Source organism: Bittarella massiliensis (ex Durand et al. 2017) (assembly GCF_017566145.1).
Lineage (GTDB): Bacteria > Bacillota > Clostridia > Oscillospirales > Ruminococcaceae > Bittarella > Bittarella massiliensis_A.
Genome location: NZ_JABFCL010000002.1, coordinates 99,857 through 120,722, shown reverse-complemented (window position 1 = coordinate 120,722; position 20,866 = coordinate 99,857). Strand labels below are relative to the sequence as shown.

Genomic DNA, 20,866 nt, shown 5'->3' with positions numbered 1-20,866 from the left:
GCACCCCTCTGGCTGCCTATTTGTCGGGGTGGCAGAGGCCCCGGCTGGGGCAGTCGCCACAGCCGCAGCTGCAGCCGCCCCGGTGGTGTCTCCTGTTCCAGACGCCCCGCCCGACGACGGCGGCGACGATGGCCAGAACAACCAGCGCGCCGATGATGGTGGGCCCGTTCAAGAAATCACCTCCTTTTTCTTTGCGGCGGCGGTGACCGAGCGCACCGTCCCCTTGCTGTCGCCATACCGGTTCTTGCGCACCAGCAGGTAGACGGCGGCCAGCAGGGCCAGGAGGGCGGCGGCAGTGCCGAGGCCAAAGCCGTGGCCGGTGAAGAGCAGGCCCAGCTGGTAGACCACCAGCGAGGCGAGGTAGGCCAGGCCGCACATGTAGCCGATGGCGGCAAAGGTCCACCTGGCGCTGTTCATCTCCCGCTTGATGGCGCCCATGGCCGCAAAGCAGGGGGCGCAGAGGAGGTTGAAGATCATAAAGCTGTAAGCGGAGAGCTGGGTGAAGTCGGCGGCGATGTTGCCCCAGATTTCAGCGCCGTCCTCGGCCACCTCGGCAAAGCCGTAGAGGACGCCAAAGGTGCCCACCACGTTCTCCTTGGCGATGAGGCCGGTGAAGGTGGCCACGGCCGGTTTCCAACTGCCAAAGCCCAGGGGCGCAAAGAGGAAGGAGATGGCGCTGCCGATGGAGGCCAGCAGGGAGGTGTTGTTGTCCTCCACCATCCCGAAGACCCCGTCCACAAAGCCGAAGGACTGCAAGAACCACAGCGCCACCGAGGAGGCCAGGATGACGGTGCCCGCCCGCTTGATGAAGGACCAGCCCCGCTCCCAGGTGGCCCGCAGCACGTTCCCCGCGGCGGGGACGTGGTAGGCCGGCAGCTCCATGACAAAGGGGGCCGGGTCGCCGGCGAACATCTTGGTCTTTTTGAGGATGATGCCCGAGAAGATCACCGCCGCCACCCCGATGAAGTAGGCCGAGGTGGCCACCAGCCCGGAGCCGCCGAAGAGGGCCCCGGCGAACAGGCCGATGATGGGCATTTTGGCCCCACAGGGGATGAAACAGGTGGTCATGATGGTCATGCGGCGGTCGCGCTCGTTCTCAATGGTGCGGCTGGCCATGACGCCGGGGACCCCGCAGCCCGAGGCGATGAGCATGGGGATAAAGCTCTTGCCGGAGAGGCCGAAACGGCGAAAGATCCGGTCCATGATAAAGGCGACCCGGGCCATGTAGCCGATGTCTTCCAGCACCGAGAGCATGAGGAAGAGGACCAGCATCTGGGGCACAAAGCCGATGACTGCGCCCACGCCGCCGACGATGCCGTCGACCACCAGGCCCACCAGCCAGGGCGCACAGCCGACGCCCTCCATCCAGGCGCTCAAGTTGCCGCAGATGAGGCCGCCAAACAGGGTCTCGTTGGTCCATTCGGTGAGCACGTCCCCCACCGTGGAGATGGAGAGGTAGTAGACCAAAAACATGACGGCGGCGAAGATGGGCAGGGCCAGCACCCGGTTGGTGACGACGCGGTCGATCTTGTCGGAGATCGAGAGGCTGTGCCCCTGCCGCTTCTTTTTCACCGACCGCTCCATCACCCCGCTGATGTAGGCATAGCGCTGGTTGGTGATGATGCTCTCGGCGTCGTCGTCCAGCTCCTGCTCACAGTCGGCGATGTGCTGTTCCAGGTGTGCCTTTAGGGGGGCGGAAAGCCGCAGCTCCTCCATCACCCGCCCGTCGCGCTCGAACACCTTGATGGCGTACCAGCGCAGGAAGCGCTCATCCACCTTCCCGGCGATGGACTCCTCGATGTGGGCGATGGCGTGCTCGACGCTGCCGGTAAAGACGTGGGGCAGCTCCCCCGCCCGGCGGCCCCCCGCCAGGGACAGGGCGGCCTCGGCGGCGGCCATGCCGCCCTCCCCCTTGAGGGCGCTCATCTCCAGCACCGGGCAACCCAGGGCGGCCCCCAGCTTGACCAGGTCGATGTGGTCGCCGTTTTTGCGCACCAGGTCGATCATGTTGACCGCCACCACCACCGGCAGCCCCAGCTCGATGAGCTGGGTGGTGAGGTAGAGGTTGCGCTCGATGTTGGTGCCGTCGACGATGTTGAGGATGGCGTCGGGCTTCTCCCCCACCAGGTAGCTGCGGGCCACCACCTCTTCCAGGGTGTAGGGCGACAGCGAGTAGATGCCCGGCAGGTCCTGAATGACCGCGTCCCCATGGCCCTTGAGGCGGCCCTCCTTCTTTTCCACCGTGACGCCGGGCCAGTTGCCGACATACTGGTTGGAGCCGGTCAGGGCGTTGAACAGGGTGGTTTTCCCGCAGTTGGGATTGCCCGCCAGGGCGATTTTGATCTCCATTTCTAGTCCTCCCCCTCTCTTAATTAGCACAAGCTAACCGCTTGGCCGAAAAACAGGCGGCGCCTGCCGCCCTAGCCGATCTCGATCATCTGCGCGTCCGCCTTGCGCAGGGACAGCTCGTACCCGCGGACATGGAGTTCCAGCGGGTCCCCCAGGGGGGCCACCTTGCGGATGTGGATGTCCACCCCCTTGGTGATCCCCATGTCCATGATGCGGCGCTTGACCGCCCCCTCGCCGTGGAGTTTCACCACTGTGACCGTGTCCCCCACCTTGGCGTCTCTCAGTGTTTTCATCGGGCGCTCCCTCCTCTCAAATCATCACCCGCATGGCCATGGTCTTGTCCAGGGCGATGCGGCTGTCTTTCACCTGCAAGATCAGGTTGCCGGCCAGCTCGCTGACCACCGTCACCGACGCGTTCACCACAAAGCCCAGCTCCGCCAGGTGCTGGCGCACCTCGTCGCGGCCGGTGATTTTGCGGATGGTGACCGTCTCCCCTGCCTTTGCCATTGTCAAGGGCATTCTGACCCCTCCTCTCCCCTTGGCCGCCCGTTTGGGGCCGAGGGCGTTGCGGCGTGGTTAGCCATAACTAACTTCTTTGAACAGTTCATAGTTTACCGCCGCTAACTCGGTCTGTCAAGCCCTTCTCCCAAATTTTTTGCTCCCGCTTCCCGCCTTTTCCAATCCGCCGTCCAATGGCCGCTCCTTTGCCGTCGGAAAAGATTTCTCTTTCCCCGTCTAACAATGCGTCTTTGCGGCGGAGATGGTTCTCTTGGGGTACAGTCAAAACAGCAAAAGGTGGGGCGGCTCTTTTGACCTCCCCACCTTGCTGATTCATCTATTTCTCCACATATTGAAGAAAGATTCTCCCACACGTTGCCGTTTAGAGGGCCTTCTTATCCGTTCTTCCCACAAGATAATCCAGCGAAACCCCATAGAGATCTGCGATCCTAATCAAAATCTCCAATTTGGGCACACGCATCATCAACTCATAATTCTGATAGGCTTTCTCTGTAATATCACAATAAATGGCGACTTCTTGTTGGGTGAGCTTCTTTTCTTCTCTACACTGTTTTAGACGCTGTGCCAAAACTTTTTTCACGCCTCAACACCTACAATCGTTCTTGACATAACCAGTATGTAGGAATAAAATAAAGGCCGTACCAACGTTTGTTGGTACGGCCAAATAAATTCAAATTTTTGTAGTGGTGATGGGGTTCCAATAGATTTACCTATTTACCTTCCTGTTGTCTGTTCTGCCAACAAGGTAATCCAAAGACACATCAAAAAACTTTGCGATTTCAAGTACAATCTCCAGTTTGGGCTCCCGCGTCATCAGTTCATAGTTCTGATACGTGTTTTCAGCAAGGTTGCAGTACGTCGCCACTTCCCGCTGTGTGAGACCCTTTTCTTTTCTGCACTGCCTCAATCGTGCGGCTAAAACTCTCTTCATACACAACACCCACATTTGTTCTTGTAATAGCCAGTATGAAGGAGCAATCGCCAATATATACCAACAACTGTATGTATCACCGTTTTTTTACACAATTTTTCTAAAAACTGCTGTCACGGCCTTTCTGTCCGCAAAAAGGCCGGTCTGTCGATTCTCCGCGGGGAAAATATTTCCTATACTGAAAAGGGCCCTGGCGGCGCGGCGGGCGGCCAGGGGCCCACGCAGTCTTATACCAAACGGGCAGAGAGGGGGTGAGGCCGGGTGGACCGGACACAGTTCGGCAAGCTGCTCAACGAGGCGCGGCTGGCCAAAGGGGTGACGGTGGAGGCGCTGGCCGAGGCGTGCGACGTCTCCGCCGCCTACATGCAAAAAATTCTCAGCGGCAAGCGGGGGTTGGGGCTGGACCTGCTGCTGAAAATCTGCAACAACCTCACGGTCTCGCCCCAGTACCTATTGCAGGGGGACCTCTGCCTGCCCGACGGGGGGGAGGACATCCGCCCCCTGGTGGACCGTCTCACCCCGCACGAGCAGCGGCTGCTCAAGGAGCTGCTCAAATCCATCATGAAGGCGCGGGACTAGCTGCCCGCGCCCTCTGTCTGAAGGGGGGCGCACAGATGTCACAGTGGCCGGAAGTCGCGCGGCTCTCCCCGGCGCAGCGGGAGGAGCTGGACGCCATCTGCCGCCGGTGGGAGGAGGTCTACCCCCAGCTGCTGGCGGCCGGGCGGGCCCGCGACCGGCTGGAACGGCGCGCCCACTTTTGGATTGGGGTGCCTGTTTTATACGCCCTTCTCCTCTGCCTTGGCGCGGGCCTCTTTCTATTTTTGTGTTTTCCCGGCTGGGGCCGGTACGCCTTTTTGGGGGGCGCCTGCCTCTGCGCGGCCGGCGTCCTTTTGACAGGGCGCTGGAAGCGGTGGTGCGGGCGCTACTGGGCAGCCTACCGCACCTGTGCGCAGTTGAGCGAGCGCCTCCAGCGGATATGCCCCCTCCCCGACGGCCAATCCCCTTTACCGCCCCTGCCGGGGGAGGAATGGCTGTAATTTATTCGTCGTATAATACCAAACGTATAAAACAGACAGGAAAAGAAGAGAGGTCCCACAGCTGTGGGGCCTCTCTTCTTTGGCGGTGGAGAGAGGGGGTTACTCGTCCTCCCCCTGCTCCTGCTGCTCTTCTCTCTTCTTTTTGGCCCGCTCCATCTCCTCCAGCGCGTCCTTGCGGGAGAGGTTGATGCGGCCCTGGCGGTCGATCTCGGTGACCTTGACCACCACCACGTCGCCCACGTTGACCACGTCCTCCACCTTCTCCACCCGGTCTTTGTCCAGCTTGGAGATGTGGACCAGCCCCTCTTTGCCGGGGGCGATCTCCACAAAGGCGCCGAAGTTCATCAGCCGGGTGACGACCCCCTTGTAGAGGGCGCCCACCTCGGGGTCCTGCACGATGGTCTTGATGATGGTGATGGCGCGCTCCACCCCGGCCAGGTCGATACCGGAGACAAAGACGCGGCCGTCGTCCTCCACGTCCACCTTGACGCCGCACTCGGCACAGATCTTTTGAATGACCTTGCCGCCCGAGCCGATGACTTCGCGAATCTTGTCGGGGTGAATCTGCATCCCCCGCATCTTGGGCGCGTACTGGGACACCTCGGGCCGGGGGGCGGGCAGGGCTTTGAGCATGATGTCGTTTAGAATGTGCATCCGGGCCCTGTAGGTCTTTTCAAAGGCCTCGGCGATGATCTCATAGGTCAGGCCGTCGTTTTTGATGTCCACCTGGATGGCGGTGATGCCGTTTTTGGTGCCGCCGACTTTAAAGTCCATGTCGCCGAAGAAGTCCTCGACTCCCTGGATGTCCACCATGGTCATCCAGCGCTCCCCCTCGGTCACCAGGCCGCAGGAGATGCCCGCCACCGGCTCTTTGATGGGGACGCCGGCGTCCATCAGCGCCAGGGTGGAGGCGCAGATGGAACCCTGGGAGGTGGAGCCGTTGGAGGAGAGCACCTCGCTCACCAGGCGGATGGCGTAGGGGAACTCCTCCTCGCTGGGGAGGACGGGCACCAGGGCCTTTTCGGCCAGGGCGCCGTGGCCGATCTCCCGCCGGCCGGGGCCGCGGCTGGGCCGGGTCTCCCCCACCGAGTAGGAGGGGAAGTTGTAGTGGTGCATGTAGCGCTTGCCGGTCTCGTGGTCGATGCCGTCGAGGCGCTGTGACTCGCTGACCGGGCCCAGGGTGGCGATCGTCAACACCTGGGTCTGCCCGCGGGTGAAGAGGGCGCTGCCGTGCACCCGGGGAAGGACCCCCACCTCGGCCGCCAAGGGGCGGATTTCGTCGATGCCGCGGCCGTCGACCCGCTTGCCCTCGTCCAGCAGCCAGCGGCGAACCACCTGCTTTTGCAGCTTGTAGAGGCAGTCGTCGATCAGGCCGGGGTCGTCGGGGCAGCAGTCGTCAAAGTGGTCGTGCACCTCCTCGTAGAGGGGGGCCAGCCGCTCGTCGCGCACCCGCTTGTCGTCGGTGTCCATGCAGTGCTGCATCTTCTCCAGGGCATAGTCGCGCACCGCGTCCAGCAGTTCAAAGGGCACGTCCTTCGAGGTGTAGGGGATTTTTTCCCTGCCGATTTCCAGGCGGATATTCTCGATGAAGTCGATGATGGAGCGAATTTCCTCGTGGCCGGCCTTGATGCACTCGAGCATGGTGTTGTTGTCCACCTCGTTGGCGGCGCACTCGATCATGACGATCTTTTCCCTGGAGCCAGCCAGGGTCAGGTGCAGGTCGGAGCGGTGGCCCTCCTCCTCGCTGGGGTTGAGCACTACCTCGCCGTCCACCAGCCCCACCTGCACCCCGCCGATGGGCCCTTTCCAGGGGATGTCGGAGATGGCCAGGGCGATGGAGGTGCCGATGAGGCCGGCGATCTCAGGTGCACAGGCGGGGTCCACCGACATCACCGTCATCACCACGGCCACGTCGTTGCGCATGTCCTTGGGGAAGAGGGGGCGGATGGGGCGGTCCACCATCCGGCAGGCCAGCACCGCCTTTTCGGAGGGGCGGGACTCCCGCTTCAAAAAGGAGCCGGGGATCCGCCCCACCGAGTAGAGCTTTTCCTCAAAGTCCACCGAGAGGGGGAAGAAGTCGATCCCCTCCCTGGGTTTTGGGGACATGGTGGCGTTGCAGAGAACGGTGGTCTCGCCGTAGCGCACCAGGCAGGAGCCGTTTGCCAGGCAGCACATCTTCCCGGTCTCCACCGACAGCTTCTTCCCCGCAAACTGGGTCTCAAACACTCTGAATTCCTCAAACATCACGCATTCCTCCCGCGCACACAAAATTGATGGCCGGCGGAACCGCGCTTTTACAGGGTATCCCACCCCTTTTGAAGGCGCAAAGGGGGCGCGATAGTCTGCAAAAACCGATGTCCGCCCCACCCCGGGGCCGGGCGGCCCGTCCCCCTCCCCCGCGGCGGGGGAGAAAAACCGGCTGTTCGGCTATGGGTTCAGTATAGTATAAATACCAGTTCCCTGTAAAGGAATGGCTGCAGTTTTGTGGACTGCGCCGATAACCGTGGCCATTTTGTAGGCAATTCGACAAATGCCGACCGGGGAAAGGTGGGAGGTGGAAGGGTGCGGCCCCGGCGAGGGGGACGGCGACAAAATAGAGGGTTTGGGGGAATGGCGGCCGCGCCCCACAGCGGGGTGGACCGGCTGTCTTCGCTATAACGCTCCTCACACGCAAAAATACGCCCCTTTCAAGATGGGGGGAGGGGGCTCTGGCGGGACAGGACGGCCCCCTCCCCCGCCGGGGCCGCGGCGAGGGGAAGTGCAGGCCACGACGAGGGGGAGAGCCCTCTGGCAGATTGGATGCAAGTTGACCGCAACACCAGTTGTTGTCAAACCGCAAAATCGTTGACAGCGGGCCTGTACAGACGGTACACTGGGAGAAACAATGGCGAAAGGAAGCGGTCTTTATGTCCACCAGCAAAGCGCCCAAGGGCGACATCCCCTCCCCTTCCCCCGAGCCGGAGGAGGAAAACTACCAGTCTTTAGGTCTGTGCCTGGGTCTCTGCCTGGGAACGGCCTTTGGCGCCATCTTCCACAACCTGGCCATCGGCATCAGCGTCGGGCTCTGTCTGGGGCTGGCCGTGGGCGCCTCCATCAAGAAAAAGACCCCGCCCGGCCCCACCCCGCCCCCAGAAGGGGGAGCGGAGGGATGATGGTTCGCCCCGCCGCGGCGGGCGATGACCGCCTCGCCATCGGCCAGGTGTATGTGGACAGCTGGCGGGCCGCCTACCGGGGGCTGGTCCCCCAGGCCCATCTCGATGGCCTCGACGCCCGCAACTGGCTGGGAGCGCTGGACGCCCCCCAGCAGACAAATCTCCTCCTCTTGGACGGAGACGCCATCGCCGGCACCTGTTCCTGCGGCCCGGCCCGCATTCCCGAGATGGCGGGCTGGGGAGAGGTGGTCTCCCTCTACCTAACGCCCGCCTACTGGGGCCGGGGATTGGGGGGCACGCTACTGGGCGCGGCGCTGGACGAACTGGCCGGCAAAGGCCACCCCTCTGTCCACCTCTGGGTGCTAAAGGGCGACCGGCGGGCCCAGGCCTTTTACCGCCGCCAGGGCTTTGCCCCCTCCGGCGCGCGCATCAAGGGGGAGGTCGGAGGTCAGCCGGTGGAGGAAATTCAGTACACCCGCCCCCTATAACCGCCAGAAAGGAGCCGTTTTTTTGAACTGCCGACCCCTCACTGCCAAAGAGGTGCGCGCCCTCTACGCCCGCCACCTCGCCCGCGACTTTCCCCCCGCCGAGCGCAAGCCGCTGGCGGCCATCCTCTCCCTGCTGCGGCGGGGGCGCTATCTCTGCCTGGGCGGTTTTGCGGAGGGGGAACTGGGCGCCTATGCCTTTTTCACCCGGGTGCCGGAGAGCCCCTGCTGGCTGCTGGACTACTACGCCGTCTGCCAGGGGGGCAGGGGGCAGGGGGTGGGCAGCGCCTTTTGGCGACAGCTGCCCGGCCAGCTCGACGGCTGCCAGGGGCTGCTCATCGAGGTGGAGGACCCCGACACCGCCCCCACCGCCCAGGAGCGGGTGACCCGCTGCCGGCGCATCCGCTTCTACCTGAAAAACGGGGCCCGGGAGACCGGTTGCCGCTGCCGCCTTTTCGGGGTGGAGTACTGCATCCTCTTCTTCCCGGTGGGGCGGGACTTCCCCGACCGAGAGATCTCTGCCCTGCTGGACACCGTCTACCGCGCCACCATTCCCGGCCCCGTCTACCGGCGGCAGGTGGCCTTTCTACCCGCGGAAAAATAGCGCCTTTCTACCCACCCATCGAGAGGGGGCCCTGCGGCCCTCTCTTTTTTATGTCCATTTCAGTTGACAACAAAACAATGTTATGTTACGATGACTTTATCGACAAAACATTGTTACGAAAGGGGGCGATTTCCCTGGAACTCATCTCCAAAAAGCAGCTCTTGGCCGAGACCGGCATCTCCTACGGCCAGCTCTACCGCTGGAAGCGGGAACGGCTGATCCCGGAGGGGTGGTTTATCAAGCAGTCCTCCCACACCGGGCAGGAGACCTTTTTCCCCAAAGAGCAGATGCTCGCCCGGGTGCGGGCCATTCTGGAGGCAAAAGACCGCTACTCCCTGGAGGAGCTGGCCAAAATCCTCTCCCCCGAGGCGGTGGACGTCCCCCTTGCCCCGCGGGAACTCTGGGAGTGGGGCGAGATCGGGCCCGACCTGCTGGCCGCGGCCGAAGCCGCCGCCCCGCCCACCGGCCTCTCCTTTGACCAGGCGGTGCTGTTGGCCGCCCTGTGGGAGGGGGCGCAGCGGCTCTCCCTTCCCCCCGAGAGCGCCAAGGACCTGGTCTATCAAGCCCTTGCCCTTGCCAGCCCCCTGCCGCTGCGCTGTGCCGAGGGGAGCTGCACCCTCTTTCGCTGCGGGGGGGAACTGACCCTGGCGGTCACCGGAGGGGAGCGGCCACCCCTGTTCGGCCCGGCCGTCTCGGTGCTGGACAGCCGCCCCATGAGCGAGCTGGCCAGCCGCATTAAGATGAAGTACACCGCCCGCTTTGAGAGCGGCCCGACAGCTGAAAACAGGAGGAAATGAGATGCAGGATACGCGAATTGACGGGGTGGGCACCATTGCCGAAGGGGCGTACGGCAGTGTCAAGGTCTCGGGGATGGGCAAGTGCACCGGCGACCTGACGGCCCAGAGCCTCTCGGTCTCGGGCAAGTTCACCTGCCAGGGGAAGCTGCAGGTGGGCAAATTCACCTGCAGCGGCACCGCCGACTTTGGGGGCGACATCAGCGCCGACACCCTCTCCGCCTCGGGACGGCTGGTTTTGGGGGACGGCTACAACCTGGAGGCGCAGGAGATCCGCTGTTCCGGCTACATCCGGGTGGGGGGGCAGATCTCCGCCGATTTTCTCAAGGCCGAGGGCGCCATCAACGCCCAGGAGGTGGTGGGCGACCGGATTCAAATCATCTCCCACAGCCGGGGGCTGGGGGCTTTTCTCTTTCCCACCCTCTCCAGCGTGGGGATGGTGGAGGCCACCACCGTCTCCCTCTCGGGGGTCCGGGCTGACACGGTGAGCGGGCAGAACGTGACCATCGGCCCCCGCTGCGAGATCGGGCAGGTGGACTGCAGCGGCACCCTCTCGGTCCACCGCTCGGCCAAGATCGGCCGGGTCACCGGCGACTGCGTCCGACAGGGGATGTAAGCGGTTTTACGCGCCAAAGGATCGCCGCCCCCAACTGACAGTGGGGGCGGCGATCCTGCAAAAAAGGGCCCTGGCCGCATTGGCCAGGGCCCTTTTGGGTATCTCGTTGCCGCTTACTTGCGGATGCCCAGCTCTTTGATGATGGCGCGGTACCGCTCCACGTCGACCTTGGTCAGGTACTTGAGCAGGTTGCGGCGCTTGCCGACCATTTTCAGCAGACCCCGGCGGGAGTGGTGGTCGTGGGGATGCTCTTTCAGGTGCTCGCTCAAGTGGTTGATGCGGGCGGTCAGAAGGGCGATCTGCACCTCCGGCGAGCCGGTGTCCTTCTCGTTGACGCGGTATTTGGCGATGAGTTCCTGTTTGTTTTCCATGTCTTTCACCTCATTGTAAGATTTGCGCCGCAAAACTTCGCAGTGGGCAGGTGAACTCCCCGTTTCGGGGCATGCCCCCAGAGCCAAGTGATGGGTCACACAGTTGTTAGGATACCATAAACCGAAGCTGTTGTAAAGCAAAAAGCCAATCTTTTCCCGGCGGGAAGCAGCCCTTCCCCCTCCCCCAAACGCGGGATGTGCGGGGGCGTTGCCAAGGGCCCGCCCCTCTGCTATAATGGGGGCAGAGAGAGTTTCTTCCGGCCGGTTGGCCGGACCCTAGAGATAGGTATGATCGCGGTCATACCTGTCTTTTTTTATTCCCCCGGCAGGCGGGGGCAACGACAGGGCCGGCTGGCCGGCCCACACCTTTGATCGAGGAGGTCGAAAAGATGGAGAAGATCGTCGTCGTGGACGGACACAACCTGCTATTTCGGATGTACTATGGGATTCCCGCCTCTATTTTAAACGGGAAGGGGCGGGAGATCAAGGGGCTGGTGGGCTTTTTGGGGAGCCTGAAGAAGCTGGCTGGGCAGTTTGACCCCTGCGCCCTGGCCGTCGTTTTTGACAGCGAGACCAGCTGGGCGGGCAACCTGGCCATCGACAGCCGCTACAAGGCCAACCGGCGGGACTACGCCGAGGTGCCGGAGGGGGAGAATCCCTTTGCCCAGCTGCCCCTCATCAAAAAGGCGCTGGACTACCTGGGCATCCCCCACCGGGAGGCGGAAGGGGTGGAGGCGGACGACTTCATCGCCTCCCTTGTGGCGCGAGAGGGGGCTGCCGGGCGGGGGTGCACCGTCGTCTCCACCGATTCCGACTTCATTCAACTGGTGGACGAGCGCACCGCCCTCTACCTTCCCCGGGGGAAAAACAGCATCCTCTTCGACCGCCGGCGGGTGCGGGAGCGGTTTCAGATCGAACCCGAGGAGTACGTCCTCTACAAGGCCCTGGTGGGGGACAGGAGCGACAACATCGAGGGGGTGCGGGGGATCGGCCCCAAGACCGCGGCGGCCATCCTGCACAGCGGGGGGATCGCCCCCTACATCGCCGCCCACCCCGCCTCCAAAACGGCGGGCACCCTGCGGGAAAACCGGGCCAGGATCGACCAAAATCAGCGGCTGATCGCCCTTGACCGGACACTGGACACCGGGGCGCTGGCGCCGCGGCGGCCCAGCGCCGCCCTACACGAGTGCAAGACCTACGAGATCATTGCCGCCATCGGCGAGCGGTAAACCCTGTTTGGGCACTTTTTCCCCAAAACGCGCCGCCGCCCCTGTACAGAGGGGGAACTCTCTGCTATGCTGGAGAAAAGAAAACGGAAAGGCGGCGCTTGCCATGCGACTCATTGACATCTCTCACGAACTGCTCTCGGCCCCCCTCTACCCGGGCGACCCGCCAGCCGAGACCCGCCAGACCCTCAGCCGGGCGCGGGGGGACGACTGCAACTGCACCCAGATCACCACTTCGGTGCACAAGGGCACCCACACCGACGCCCCCTGCCACTTCACCGACTCGCCGGTCTCCATTGCCGACATGCCCCTGGAGCACTACATCGGCGAGTGCCTGGTGGTCAGTTACCCCGGCCGGACCGTCGGCGACGCCTGGCTGCGGGAGCTGGACACCCAGGGCTGCTCCATCCTCCTGGTCAAGGGGTTTGCCTTCTTCAGCGAAAACGCCGGCCCCATCCTCCGGGAGAAGGGGATCGTCACCCTGGGCACCGACGCCCTTTCGGTGGGCCCGGTGGGCGGGGAGAAACCGCCCCACCAGAGCATCCTCGGCGAGGGGATCGCCATCATTGAGACCCTCAAGCTGGAGGGGGTCGAGCCGGGGCGCTATTTCCTATCAGCCGCCCCCGTCAAGATCGCCGGCAGCGACGGCGCACCGGTGCGGGCCGTCCTGATCGCCCCCTGACCCAGCAAGAAATACAATCTGTTGTTTTTGTAAAAATAATACAGGCAGGCATTTTATTGCCTGCCTGTATCTCTGTTTTTCAGTGGGTTTGGGCAAAGTAGTCCCGGGCACACTGCACGTCCCGGGCAATCTGTTCCCGCAGGGCCTCCACCGAGGCGAACTTTTGCTCCCCCCGCAGAAAGTGGAGCAGCTCCACCCGTATCTCGGCCCCGTAGAGGTCGCCGGAAAAGCCCAGCAGGTTGGTCTCGGCCACCGGCCACTCGCTCCCCACTGTGGGTTTGACCCCCACATTGGTCACCGAGGGCCACCAGCGCCCGGCCGCCCAGGTGCGGGAGACGTAGACCCCGAAGCGGGGCTGCACCATCCCCTCCTGCAGCCGCTGGTTGACAGTGGGGAACTGGAGGGTGCGCCCCAAGCGGTTGCCCTGGCCCACGCTCCCCTCCACGGCAAAGGGGTAGCCCAGAAGCCGCCCCGCCTCCTCCACCTCGCCCTGGGCGATGAGGGTGCGGATGCGGGTGGAGGAGACTTCCCGCCCCGCCAGCCGGAACTCGGGCACCACCTCCACGGCGATGCCCAGGGGGGCGCAGAGGCGCTTGAGGGCATTGGCGTCCCCTGCCCCTGCCCGGCCAAAGCGGAAGTCGTAGCCGCAGGTCACCACCTGGGCCCGCAGCCGCAGGTGGAGCACCTCGGCCACAAACTGCTCCGGCTCCATCTGGCGAAAGCTCGCGAAGCGGGGGGTGAGCACCAGTTCCACCCCGGCGCTTTCCAGCAGCCGCTCCTTGGCCGCCTCGGTGAGCAGTAGCCCTCCCAGGGCCCGCTCCCCCTTGTGACCCCCTTGGGCCACAAAGGTGAAGACCGCCGGGCGCAGCCCCTTCTCCCGGGCGGCGGCCACCGCCCGGGAGATCACCTCCATGTGACCCCGGTGCACCCCGTCAAAGTACCCCAGCGCCACCGAGGTCTGCTGCAAGCTGCAAAAGTCCAGTGTTGCCGCCACTTCCATCGGCTATCTCCCCCCCAAAAACAGGCGTTTGATCCGCAGCTGGCCCCCATCTAGCAGGGCGACCCCCAAAAACCCCTCCGGCCCCAAAACCCGGTACTCGCCGGGCTGCGGACTGCCCACCTGTTCGGCCCGCAGCCGCACCCCGTTGGCGAAAAGGCGGGCAAAATGGGCCGAGAGGGAGAGGGGCGGCAGGTGGGCAAAGGCCGTCTCCACCGGCAGCAAAAGGGAGGCCAGTTCCTCCCTCTTGGCCTGGGCCTCCTCCAGGGTGATGCAGTCTTTTAGGGTGTAGGGGCCGGAGCGGGTGCGCACCAAGTCGGTGAGCACCGCGCCGCAGCCCAGGGCCTCGCCCAGATCGCTCACCAGCGAGCGCACATAGGTTCCCTTGCTGCAGAGGATGCGCAGGGTGTAGCTGTCCCCCTCGCCATCCAACAGTTCCAACTCCTCTACGGTGATCCGGCGGGGTTTGCGCTCCACCTCGATGCCCTGGCGGGCCAGGTCGTAGAGACGCCGCCCCCCCACCGACACCGCCGAGTACATGGGGGGCAGCTGCTCCTGCTCTCCCGTAAAGCGGGGCAACAGGGCCAGCACCTCTGCCCGCCCCACCTGTACCGGCCGGGTCTTCAGCAGGGCGCCGGTGCGGTCCAGGGTATCGGTGGTTTGGCCCAGCAAAAAGGTGGCCCGGTACTCCTTTTTCTGGCCGGGCACCATGTCCACTGCCCGGGTGGCCGCGCCGAAGTAGAGGGGCAGCACCCCGGTGGCCATGGGGTCCAGCGTTCCCCCGTGGCCGATCTTCTTGCAGCGGGCGATCCCCCGCATCTTGGCGATCACGTCAAAGGAGGTGAACCCCTCCGGCTTGTCGACGCACAAAATCCCGTCCATCTAGTGCAAAAACTCCTTTGCCAGTTGGTGGATGACCTCCACCGCCTCGTCCGCCGTACCGCGGACGGTGCAGCCCGCGGCGCGGATGTGGCCGCCCCCTCCCAGACGGGCCGCCAGGGCCGAGGCGTCCACATAGCTGGAGGTGCGCACGCTCACCTTGAAAAAGCCGGGCTCCCGCTCCCGCAGGGTGATCCCGATCTCCACCCCTTCCACCTGGCGGGGCAGGGCGGTGAGCCCGTCGAAGTCGGCCGGCCCGGCCCCTGTCTCGGCGATGGTCGCCAGGTCCATCACCGCCACGGCCAGGCGGCCGCCGCAGAAATAGCGGATCGAGCGGATCAGGGCGCTCTCGGCCGCCAGCCGGCCCTGGGATTTGGTGTCGAAGATCGCCCGGTTGATCTCGGCCGCGGCGGCCCCCCACTCCATCAGCTCGGCGGCGATGCGGTGGGTGCGGGGGGTGGTGTTTTGGTATTTAAAACAGCCGCTGTCGGTGGCGATGCCGGTGTAGAGGCAGTCGGCCAGGTGGGGGTCGGGGGTCAGGCCCCACTCCTTTGCCAGGGCGAAGATCACCTCGGCGGTGCCGGCGGCCTCCCGGTCCAAAAGCAGCCGGCGGGCGTACCCGGTGTTGGAGATGTGGTGGTCGATGCAGAGGTCCACCGAATCGCCGTACTGTTGGCAGAGGCGGCCCATCAACTTGGCGTCGGCAATGTCCACCGCCACCACCAGGGCGGGGTCAAACGTCTCCTCCCTGTATCCCCGCAGGAGAAATTTGAACAGCTCCGGTATCTCGTCGGGGCAGAGCACCCGGGCCCGCACCCCCAGCTTTTTCAGGCAGAAATACAGCCCGTACCCACTGCCCAGGGTGTCCCCATCCGGGCTTTGGTGGCAGAGGATCAACACGTCCTTTGCCCCTTTGAGCAGGTCTGCCACCCCTTTTACCGTCATCTCCATCATCCGCGTCTCCCCTTTTTACAGGCCCCGCCCCGGGGCCGTCTTCCGGCGCGCCGACGAGAGAGGGCCGCCCCGCCTGCGCGGGGCGGCCCCTAGGTCTCGCCGGAACACCTCTGTCAATCGGACTCGGCCGGGTCCTTCTGCCGGTTTTGCCGGTCCTTTTCCCGAATGTCGTCCAGCTTTTTGAAAATCTCGCTGCTGTAAGCGATGGAATCGTCGGCCACGAACCGAAACTCCGGGGTCCGGCGCAGCCGCAGGCGGTTGCCGATCTCCCGGCGGATATAGCCGGCCGCGCTCTCAAAGCCCTTGACGGCCTCTTTGGCGTCCTCGAGCCCGTCGAGGGACGAGACGTACACCGTGGCGTAGGACAGATCGCTGGTCACCTCTGCCTTGACGATGGAGATGACCCCGTGCTTGATGCGCGGGTCTTTGAGAACCCGAATGATGTCCACCAGCTCCTTCTTCACATCTTCAGAGATGCGGTTTACCCGAAAGGATGACATGGTTTCCCCTCCCTATCCCCAGCTGCCCGATCGGGACGGCCGAGGCAGATTGCGGCGCGGGTCGCGCCTCTATTAGTCTTCTCTGTACTCCTCCATCATATAAGCCTCAAAGAAGTCGCCTTCCTTGATGTCGTTGAACTTCTGCAGGCTCATGCCGCACTCGTAGCCCTGGGCCACCTCTTTCACGTCGTCTTTAAAGCGCTTGAGGCTGGCCAGTTCGTCGTCGGCGATGATGATGCCGTCCCGGACCACCCGGATTTTGGCGCCCCGGAGAATTTTGCCCTCGGTCACATAGCAGCCGGCCACCGCGCCCACGTTGGAGATGCGGTAGACCTGGCGGATCTCGGCCCGGCCCAGATCCACCTCGCGGATCTTGGGGGCCAACATCCCCTTCATGGCCGACTCCACGTCCTCGATGGCGTCGTAGATGACCCGGTAGAGCCGCAGGTCGACCCCGGCCTCTTCTGCCCGGCTCTTGGCCAGGGGGTCGGGACGGACGTTGAAGCCGACGATGATGGCAGAGGAGGCCTCGGCCAACATCACGTCCGACTCGGTGATGGCGCCCACTGCGCCGTGGATGACCCGCACCTTGACCTCTTCATTGGAGAGTTTCTCCAGCGACTGGCGCACGGCCTCCACCGAGCCCTGCACGTCGGCCTTGACGATGATGGAGAGCTCTTTGGACTCGCCCTGCTCGATCTGGCTGAAGAGATTTTCCAGGGTGACCTTCTGGTAGGAGTTAAACTGCTCCTGCTTCTGCTGGTAGCGGCGCTTCTCCACCAGTTCGCGGGCCAGCTTCTCGTTCTCGACGGCGTTGAAGTCGTCGCCCGCGGCGGGCACCTCGGCCAGGCCGGTGATCTCCACCGGGGTGGCGGGACCGGCCTCTTCCAGGCGGCGGCCATTCTCGTCGGTCATGGCCCGCACACGGCCCACGGCGGTGCCGGCAATCACCACGTCGCCCCGGTGCAGGGTGCCGTTTTGCACCAGCACGGTGGCCACCGGGCCGCGGCCCTTGTCCAGCTTGGCCTCGATGACGGCGCCCTTGGCCATCCGGTTGGGGTTGGCCTTGAGCTCCTTGACGTCGGCGGTCAGCTGCACCATCTCCAGCAGGGTGTCGATGCCCTGCTGGGTGGTGGCCGAGACCGGCACGCAGATCACGTCGCCGCCCCACTCCTCGGGCACCAGCTCGTACTCGGTGAGTTCCTGCATCACCCGGTCGGGGTTGGCCTCGGGTTTATCCATCTTGTTGATGGCGACGATGATCGAGACCCCGGCGGCCTTGGCGTGGTTGATAGCCTCCACCGTCTGGGGCATGATGCCGTCGTCGGCGGCCACCACCAGGATGGCGATGTCGGTCATCAGGGCGCCGCGGGCGCGCATGGCGGTAAACGCCTCGTGCCCGGGGGTGTCGAGGAAGGTGATCTCCCCGTCGCCCACCTTCACCTTGTAGGCGCCGATGTGCTGGGTGATGCCGCCGGCCTCGGTGGAGGTGACGCTGGCGTGGCGGATGGCGTCGAGGAGGCTGGTCTTGCCGTGGTCGACGTGGCCCATGACCACCACGATGGGGCTGCGGGTGACCAGGTCTTCGTCCTTGTCCTCCTCCTCTTCAAAGAGGCGCTCCTCGATGGTGACCACCACTTCCTTCTCAGGGGCGCAGCCCAGCTCGCTGGCCACCAGGAAGGCGGTGTCGTAGTCGATGGTGTCGCTGATGGAGGCCATGACCCCCAGCCCCATCAGTTTTTTGATGATGTTGGCGGCGGTCATCTTCATCCGCGCGGCCAACTCACCCACGGTGATCTCGTCGGGGATGAGCACCTTCAGCGGGGTCTTTTTGATGTTCTCCATCCGCAGCCGCTGCAGCCGCTGGGCCTCGGTCTCCACCTTTTTGCCGCCGCGGAAGCCGCCCCGCCGTCCCCGGCTGGTGAACTTCTGCTTGGTGACGGCGTTCTTGGTCTTGGGGGTCTGGGGGGCGATCCGGTCGTATTTCTCGTTGAATTTGTCCAGGTTGACGTCCACCGTCCGGGTGTCTACGTGGCGCAGGGTCTTGGCCTGTTTGGCGATCTCCTCGGCGGCCTTCTCGGCCTCGGGGTCCTGCACCACCGGCAGCTTGACCGTCTGCAGTTTCTCCTTGGGCTTTTTGGGTTTGGCCGCCTTCTGGGGCCGGGCCTTGGCCGCCTCTTTCACGACGGGCTTTTTCTCCAGATAACTGTCCAGGTTGGGCAGCTGGTTGCGCTCGGTCAGCTTTTCAAAGAGGTAGCTGAGCTGCTCGTCATCCAGGGCGCTCATGTGCTTTTTGGTCAGGTCGGCCTTTCCCTCCATAATCTCCATCAAGTCCTTGCTGGGCAGGCCCATATCCTTGGCCAATTCGTGGATGCGATGCTGTTTAATCATATACACAGTCCTCCTCGTTCGTACAGGTCAACAGGTTTTGTATGCTGGCGGCAAAGGAGTCGTCGTTCACACTGAAGACGGTGTACTCCTTGCCCATTCTCTTCGAAAGGTCCCCGCGGCGAAAGGGCAGGTCTTTGCAGGAGACCTCTTCCCTGCCGCAAAAAAACCGAACTTCCTTGGCGGTTTTGGGGGAGCAGTCGGCAGCCAGCAGACAAAGCCGGCTCGCTTTGCGCACCAGCGCCTCCTTGGCGCTGTCAAAACCCATGGACAGTTTTCCCGCCTTTCGGCAGAGGGACAACATATTCAGCAGCTTCTCTCTACTCTCCATGGGCTTCTATCTCCGAGAGCAGGGTCTCATAGACGTCCTCCGGGATGGGGGCGCTCAGGGCCCGCTCCAGCCGCTTGGCCTTCTGGGCCTTTTTTAGACAGCCGGCGCTGGGACAGAGGTAGACCCCCCGCCCGGGCTTTTTGCCCGTGGTGTCCAGGGAGACTTCCCCCTCTTTATTGCGCACCACCCGGATCAGTTCCCGCTTGGGCTTCTGTTCGCCGCAACCGGCGCACATCCGCATGGGGATCTTTTTTTGAACCATCTCTCTTCACCCTATCTCTTTGCTCAAAACACGCGTTTGCCCGCCTGCGCGGGCCCTTGCCGGCAAACGGGGGGATCAGCCCTCTTCGCCGCTGTCCTTAGCGGGGGCCGGGGATTCGTCCTCGTCCTCGCCGTAAAATCCGCTCTCGGGGCGGATGTCGATCTTCCAGCCGGTCAGCTTGGCCGACAGGCGGGCGTTCTGCCCCTTGTTGCCGATGGCCAGGGAGAGCTGTCCGTCGGGCACCGAGACCCGGCAGGTCCGCTGCTCCTCGTCCAAAATCTCCACCCCGACCACCTGGGCTGGGCTCAGGGCCTCGCTGATGAAGGCCACCGGGTCCTCGCTCCAGCGGACGATGTCGATCTTCTCGCCCCCCAGCTCGGCGACGATGGCCGCCACCCGGGAGCCTTTGGGGCCGATGCAGGCGCCCACCGGGTCCACGTCGGGGTTCTTGCTCCAGACGGCCATCTTGGTGCGGTTGCCCGCCTCGCGGGAGACCGCCTTGATCTCCACCGTGCCGTCGTAAATCTCGGGCACCTCCATCTCAAACAGGCGCTTGACCAGGCCGGGATGGGTGCGGGAGATCATGATCTTGGGCCCGCGGTCGGTGGCCAACACGTCCACCACGTAGACCTTGACCCGCTCGCCCTCGCGGAGGACCTCCCCCTCCACCTGCTCGGAGCGCACCAGCACCGCCTCGTTCTTGCCCAGGTCGACGGTGACAAAGCCCTTGAGGGGGTCCACCCGCAGCACGGTGGCGGTGATGACCTCGTGCTCCTTCTCCTGCATGTCGCGGACCATCAGCCCCCGCTCCGCCTCGCGGATGCCCTGGCGGATGACGTGCTTGGCCGTCTGGGCGGCGATGCGGCCGAACTCCTTGGTCTTGAGTTTGATCTGGATGGTGTCGCCGATCTTGGCGCTCTTTTTATAGGACTGGGCCTGTTCCAGGGTGAGTTCAGCGGTCTCGTCCTCCACCTCTTCCACCACGGTCTTGACCAGGTAAACGTCGAATTTGCACTTTTCGGCGTCGATGTCCACCAGCACGTTGTCACCGCAGTTGTAGTCCTTCTTCACGGCGATCACCACGGCGGCCTCGATCTTCTCCAGCAGGTAGTCGGCGGGAATGCCCCGCTCCTTCTCCAGCAGGGTCAGCGCTTCAAAAAATTCGGTGTTCATCTTTTCTCCATTCCTCCATCCTCGTCTTCACTGTCGGCAAACGCCTCCTCGGTGTCCACGGCGTTGACCTTGGCCGTCTGGGTCAGGTCGATCTCCACCGTGCCGCCGCCTTCCAGCGCCAGGGTCAGCAGGGCCCCTTCCTTCTTCACCAGTTCCCCCGTCAGCTCCTTGCAGCCGTCCAGCGGGCGGATCATGGTCACCCGGACGGGCTCGCCCAGGTAGCGGGCAAAGTGCTCATCCCGGGTGAGGGCGCGCTCGATGCCCGGGGAGGAGACCTCCAAAAAGTAGCTCTCGGGGATGGGGTCGGCCTCGTCCAGCAGGTCGCTGACCCGGCGGCTCACCGCCTCACAGGTGTTGAGGTCGATTCCCCCGGGTCGGTCGATGACCACCCGCAAAAACCAGTCGGACCCCTCTTTGAGATAGAGGACGTCCCAGAGTTCTACCCCCAGCTCCTGGCAGATGGGGCTGACTAGCTCCCGCACCAGGTTGGCGGTCTTGCCGCCGGAAGTTCGTTTTGCCACAGCAGTGCCTCCCTTATTTTCTGTGGAGGGGGGCCCGGCTGGGCCCCATAAAAATGAAAGAGCGGGAAACCCCACTCTTTCAACCTCACTTATAA

26 protein-coding genes are annotated in these 20,866 nt (G+C 63.9%); 9 read left to right on the top strand and 17 right to left on the bottom strand.

Annotated elements, in window-relative coordinates; all coding sequences use genetic code 11:
* Positions 1-16: 16 nt before the first annotated feature.
* From HJY11_RS02855 to HJY11_RS15595, 6 genes are all read right to left on the bottom strand, one after another.
* Positions 17-172: a FeoB-associated Cys-rich membrane protein gene (locus HJY11_RS02855; RefSeq protein WP_208074577.1), complete on the bottom strand. Its 156-nt coding sequence runs from the start codon at positions 170-172 to the stop codon at positions 17-19.
* Positions 169-2,349 (bottom strand): ferrous iron transport protein B, encoded by a 2,181-nt coding sequence (gene feoB, locus HJY11_RS02850; protein ID WP_208074576.1) that lies wholly within the window; start codon positions 2,347-2,349, stop codon positions 169-171. The genes HJY11_RS02855 and feoB overlap by 4 nt, the downstream gene beginning before the upstream one ends.
* Positions 2,350-2,420: 71 nt before the next feature.
* Positions 2,421-2,642: a FeoA family protein gene (locus tag HJY11_RS02845; RefSeq protein ID WP_208074575.1), complete on the bottom strand. Its 222-nt coding sequence runs from the start codon at positions 2,640-2,642 to the stop codon at positions 2,421-2,423.
* Positions 2,643-2,658: 16 nt separating this feature from the next.
* Positions 2,659-2,868 carry a FeoA family protein gene (locus HJY11_RS02840; RefSeq protein ID WP_208074574.1) on the bottom strand — a complete coding sequence of 70 codons (210 nt, stop codon included), beginning with the start codon at positions 2,866-2,868 and terminating at the stop codon, positions 2,659-2,661.
* A gap of 361 nt (positions 2,869-3,229) precedes the next feature.
* Positions 3,230-3,448, bottom strand: a complete 219-nt coding sequence (locus tag HJY11_RS02835; RefSeq protein WP_208074573.1) for a helix-turn-helix domain-containing protein — start codon at positions 3,446-3,448, stop codon at positions 3,230-3,232.
* Between the two features lie 126 nt (positions 3,449-3,574).
* Positions 3,575-3,799 carry a helix-turn-helix domain-containing protein gene (locus HJY11_RS15595; RefSeq protein ID WP_208074572.1) on the bottom strand — a complete coding sequence of 75 codons (225 nt, stop codon included), beginning with the start codon at positions 3,797-3,799 and terminating at the stop codon, positions 3,575-3,577.
* Between the two features lie 261 nt (positions 3,800-4,060).
* On the opposite strand from HJY11_RS15595, the gene HJY11_RS02825 reads away from it, so the two are divergent.
* Both HJY11_RS02825 and HJY11_RS02820 read left to right on the top strand, forming a co-directional pair.
* The gene (locus tag HJY11_RS02825) at positions 4,061-4,378 is read left to right on the top strand and encodes a helix-turn-helix domain-containing protein (protein ID WP_208074571.1); all 318 of its coding nucleotides are present in this window, start codon (positions 4,061-4,063) and stop codon (positions 4,376-4,378) included.
* Positions 4,379-4,413: 35 nt separating this feature from the next.
* On the top strand, positions 4,414-4,836 hold the full coding sequence (locus HJY11_RS02820) for a hypothetical protein (protein ID WP_208074570.1): 423 nt from the start codon (positions 4,414-4,416) through the stop codon (positions 4,834-4,836).
* 99 nt (positions 4,837-4,935) lie between these two features.
* On the opposite strand, the gene HJY11_RS02815 is transcribed toward HJY11_RS02820, so the two are convergent.
* Positions 4,936-7,080, bottom strand: a complete 2,145-nt coding sequence (locus HJY11_RS02815) for a polyribonucleotide nucleotidyltransferase (protein WP_208074569.1) — start codon at positions 7,078-7,080, stop codon at positions 4,936-4,938.
* Positions 7,081-7,742: 662 nt separating this feature from the next.
* Here HJY11_RS02815 and HJY11_RS02810 point away from each other — a divergent pair.
* The 5 genes from HJY11_RS02810 (at position 7,743) to HJY11_RS02790 (ending at position 10,487) form a co-directional block, all read left to right on the top strand.
* On the top strand, positions 7,743-7,988 hold the full coding sequence (locus HJY11_RS02810; RefSeq protein WP_243764145.1) for a DUF2700 domain-containing protein: 246 nt from the start codon (positions 7,743-7,745) through the stop codon (positions 7,986-7,988).
* A complete protein-coding gene (locus HJY11_RS02805) occupies positions 7,985-8,476 on the top strand; it encodes a GNAT family N-acetyltransferase (RefSeq protein WP_208074568.1) in 492 nt (163 codons plus the stop codon). The genes HJY11_RS02810 and HJY11_RS02805 overlap by 4 nt, the downstream gene beginning before the upstream one ends.
* Positions 8,477-8,498: 22 nt before the next feature.
* Positions 8,499-9,077 carry a hypothetical protein gene (locus tag HJY11_RS02800; protein ID WP_208074567.1) on the top strand — a complete coding sequence of 193 codons (579 nt, stop codon included), beginning with the start codon at positions 8,499-8,501 and terminating at the stop codon, positions 9,075-9,077.
* 77 nt (positions 9,078-9,154) lie between these two features.
* The gene (locus tag HJY11_RS02795) at positions 9,155-9,874 is read left to right on the top strand and encodes a DUF4004 family protein (protein ID WP_208074566.1); all 720 of its coding nucleotides are present in this window, start codon (positions 9,155-9,157) and stop codon (positions 9,872-9,874) included.
* Between the two features lies 1 nt (position 9,875).
* A complete protein-coding gene (locus HJY11_RS02790; RefSeq protein ID WP_208074565.1) occupies positions 9,876-10,487 on the top strand; it encodes a polymer-forming cytoskeletal protein in 612 nt (203 codons plus the stop codon).
* A gap of 113 nt (positions 10,488-10,600) precedes the next feature.
* Here HJY11_RS02790 and rpsO read toward each other — a convergent pair whose 3' ends face one another.
* Positions 10,601-10,858 carry a 30S ribosomal protein S15 gene (gene rpsO / locus HJY11_RS02785; RefSeq protein ID WP_044992442.1) on the bottom strand — a complete coding sequence of 86 codons (258 nt, stop codon included), beginning with the start codon at positions 10,856-10,858 and terminating at the stop codon, positions 10,601-10,603.
* 389 nt (positions 10,859-11,247) lie between these two features.
* Between rpsO and HJY11_RS02780 the strand changes: the two genes are divergently transcribed.
* On the top strand, positions 11,248-12,087 hold the full coding sequence (locus HJY11_RS02780) for a 5'-3' exonuclease (protein ID WP_208074564.1): 840 nt from the start codon (positions 11,248-11,250) through the stop codon (positions 12,085-12,087).
* A 103-nt stretch (positions 12,088-12,190) separates the two neighbouring features.
* The gene (locus tag HJY11_RS02775; protein ID WP_208074563.1) at positions 12,191-12,766 is read left to right on the top strand and encodes a cyclase family protein; all 576 of its coding nucleotides are present in this window, start codon (positions 12,191-12,193) and stop codon (positions 12,764-12,766) included.
* Positions 12,767-12,845: 79 nt separating this feature from the next.
* Here HJY11_RS02775 and ribF read toward each other — a convergent pair whose 3' ends face one another.
* From ribF to rimP, 9 genes are all read right to left on the bottom strand, one after another.
* Positions 12,846-13,766: a riboflavin biosynthesis protein RibF gene (gene ribF / locus HJY11_RS02770; RefSeq protein WP_208074562.1), complete on the bottom strand. Its 921-nt coding sequence runs from the start codon at positions 13,764-13,766 to the stop codon at positions 12,846-12,848.
* Positions 13,767-13,769: 3 nt separating this feature from the next.
* Positions 13,770-14,645, bottom strand: a complete 876-nt coding sequence (gene truB, locus HJY11_RS02765; RefSeq protein ID WP_208074561.1) for a tRNA pseudouridine(55) synthase TruB — start codon at positions 14,643-14,645, stop codon at positions 13,770-13,772.
* Positions 14,646-15,596 (bottom strand): DHH family phosphoesterase, encoded by a 951-nt coding sequence (locus HJY11_RS02760; RefSeq protein WP_208074560.1) that lies wholly within the window; start codon positions 15,594-15,596, stop codon positions 14,646-14,648.
* A gap of 113 nt (positions 15,597-15,709) precedes the next feature.
* On the bottom strand, positions 15,710-16,096 hold the full coding sequence (gene rbfA / locus HJY11_RS02755; protein ID WP_208074559.1) for a 30S ribosome-binding factor RbfA: 387 nt from the start codon (positions 16,094-16,096) through the stop codon (positions 15,710-15,712).
* A 72-nt stretch (positions 16,097-16,168) separates the two neighbouring features.
* On the bottom strand, positions 16,169-18,487 hold the full coding sequence (infB, locus tag HJY11_RS02750; protein ID WP_208074558.1) for a translation initiation factor IF-2: 2,319 nt from the start codon (positions 18,485-18,487) through the stop codon (positions 16,169-16,171).
* Entirely contained in the window at positions 18,480-18,815 is a 336-nt protein-coding gene (locus HJY11_RS02745) for a L7Ae/L30e/S12e/Gadd45 family ribosomal protein (RefSeq protein ID WP_208074557.1), read from the bottom strand. Before HJY11_RS02745 ends, infB begins: the two co-directional genes overlap by 8 nt.
* Positions 18,805-19,077, bottom strand: a complete 273-nt coding sequence (gene rnpM, locus HJY11_RS02740; protein ID WP_208074556.1) for an RNase P modulator RnpM — start codon at positions 19,075-19,077, stop codon at positions 18,805-18,807. The genes HJY11_RS02745 and rnpM overlap by 11 nt, the downstream gene beginning before the upstream one ends.
* A gap of 75 nt (positions 19,078-19,152) precedes the next feature.
* The gene (nusA, locus tag HJY11_RS02735) at positions 19,153-20,250 is read right to left on the bottom strand and encodes a transcription termination factor NusA (protein WP_208074555.1); all 1,098 of its coding nucleotides are present in this window, start codon (positions 20,248-20,250) and stop codon (positions 19,153-19,155) included.
* On the bottom strand, positions 20,247-20,771 hold the full coding sequence (gene rimP, locus HJY11_RS02730) for a ribosome maturation factor RimP (protein ID WP_208074554.1): 525 nt from the start codon (positions 20,769-20,771) through the stop codon (positions 20,247-20,249). Before rimP ends, nusA begins: the two co-directional genes overlap by 4 nt.
* Between the last annotated feature and the right edge of the window lie 95 nt (positions 20,772-20,866).

What these genes read in the sequence shown, in the direction of transcription:
- feoB (WP_208074576.1), bottom strand. Translation starts at nt 2,349, where the DNA reads ATGGAGATCAAAATCGCCCTGGCGGGCAATCCCAACTGCGGGAAAACC.
- HJY11_RS02845 (WP_208074575.1), bottom strand. Translation starts at nt 2,642, where the DNA reads ATGAAAACACTGAGAGACGCCAAGGTGGGGGACACGGTCACAGTGGTG.
- HJY11_RS02840 (WP_208074574.1), bottom strand. Translation starts at nt 2,868, where the DNA reads ATGCCCTTGACAATGGCAAAGGCAGGGGAGACGGTCACCATCCGCAAA.
- HJY11_RS15595 (WP_208074572.1), bottom strand. Translation starts at nt 3,799, where the DNA reads ATGAAGAGAGTTTTAGCCGCACGATTGAGGCAGTGCAGAAAAGAAAAG.
- HJY11_RS02820 (WP_208074570.1), top strand. Translation starts at nt 4,414, where the DNA reads ATGTCACAGTGGCCGGAAGTCGCGCGGCTCTCCCCGGCGCAGCGGGAG.
- HJY11_RS02815 (WP_208074569.1), bottom strand. Translation starts at nt 7,080, where the DNA reads ATGTTTGAGGAATTCAGAGTGTTTGAGACCCAGTTTGCGGGGAAGAAG.
- HJY11_RS02810 (WP_243764145.1), top strand. Translation starts at nt 7,743, where the DNA reads ATGTCCACCAGCAAAGCGCCCAAGGGCGACATCCCCTCCCCTTCCCCC.
- HJY11_RS02805 (WP_208074568.1), top strand. Translation starts at nt 7,985, where the DNA reads ATGATGGTTCGCCCCGCCGCGGCGGGCGATGACCGCCTCGCCATCGGC.
- HJY11_RS02795 (WP_208074566.1), top strand. Translation starts at nt 9,155, where the DNA reads ATGTTATGTTACGATGACTTTATCGACAAAACATTGTTACGAAAGGGG.
- HJY11_RS02790 (WP_208074565.1), top strand. Translation starts at nt 9,876, where the DNA reads ATGCAGGATACGCGAATTGACGGGGTGGGCACCATTGCCGAAGGGGCG.
- rpsO (WP_044992442.1), bottom strand. Translation starts at nt 10,858, where the DNA reads ATGGAAAACAAACAGGAACTCATCGCCAAATACCGCGTCAACGAGAAG.
- HJY11_RS02780 (WP_208074564.1), top strand. Translation starts at nt 11,248, where the DNA reads ATGGAGAAGATCGTCGTCGTGGACGGACACAACCTGCTATTTCGGATG.
- HJY11_RS02775 (WP_208074563.1), top strand. Translation starts at nt 12,191, where the DNA reads ATGCGACTCATTGACATCTCTCACGAACTGCTCTCGGCCCCCCTCTAC.
- ribF (WP_208074562.1), bottom strand. Translation starts at nt 13,766, where the DNA reads ATGGAAGTGGCGGCAACACTGGACTTTTGCAGCTTGCAGCAGACCTCG.
- truB (WP_208074561.1), bottom strand. Translation starts at nt 14,645, where the DNA reads ATGGACGGGATTTTGTGCGTCGACAAGCCGGAGGGGTTCACCTCCTTT.
- HJY11_RS02760 (WP_208074560.1), bottom strand. Translation starts at nt 15,596, where the DNA reads ATGATGGAGATGACGGTAAAAGGGGTGGCAGACCTGCTCAAAGGGGCA.
- rbfA (WP_208074559.1), bottom strand. Translation starts at nt 16,096, where the DNA reads ATGTCATCCTTTCGGGTAAACCGCATCTCTGAAGATGTGAAGAAGGAG.
- infB (WP_208074558.1), bottom strand. Translation starts at nt 18,487, where the DNA reads ATGATTAAACAGCATCGCATCCACGAATTGGCCAAGGATATGGGCCTG.
- HJY11_RS02745 (WP_208074557.1), bottom strand. Translation starts at nt 18,815, where the DNA reads ATGGAGAGTAGAGAGAAGCTGCTGAATATGTTGTCCCTCTGCCGAAAG.
- rnpM (WP_208074556.1), bottom strand. Translation starts at nt 19,077, where the DNA reads ATGGTTCAAAAAAAGATCCCCATGCGGATGTGCGCCGGTTGCGGCGAA.
- nusA (WP_208074555.1), bottom strand. Translation starts at nt 20,250, where the DNA reads ATGAACACCGAATTTTTTGAAGCGCTGACCCTGCTGGAGAAGGAGCGG.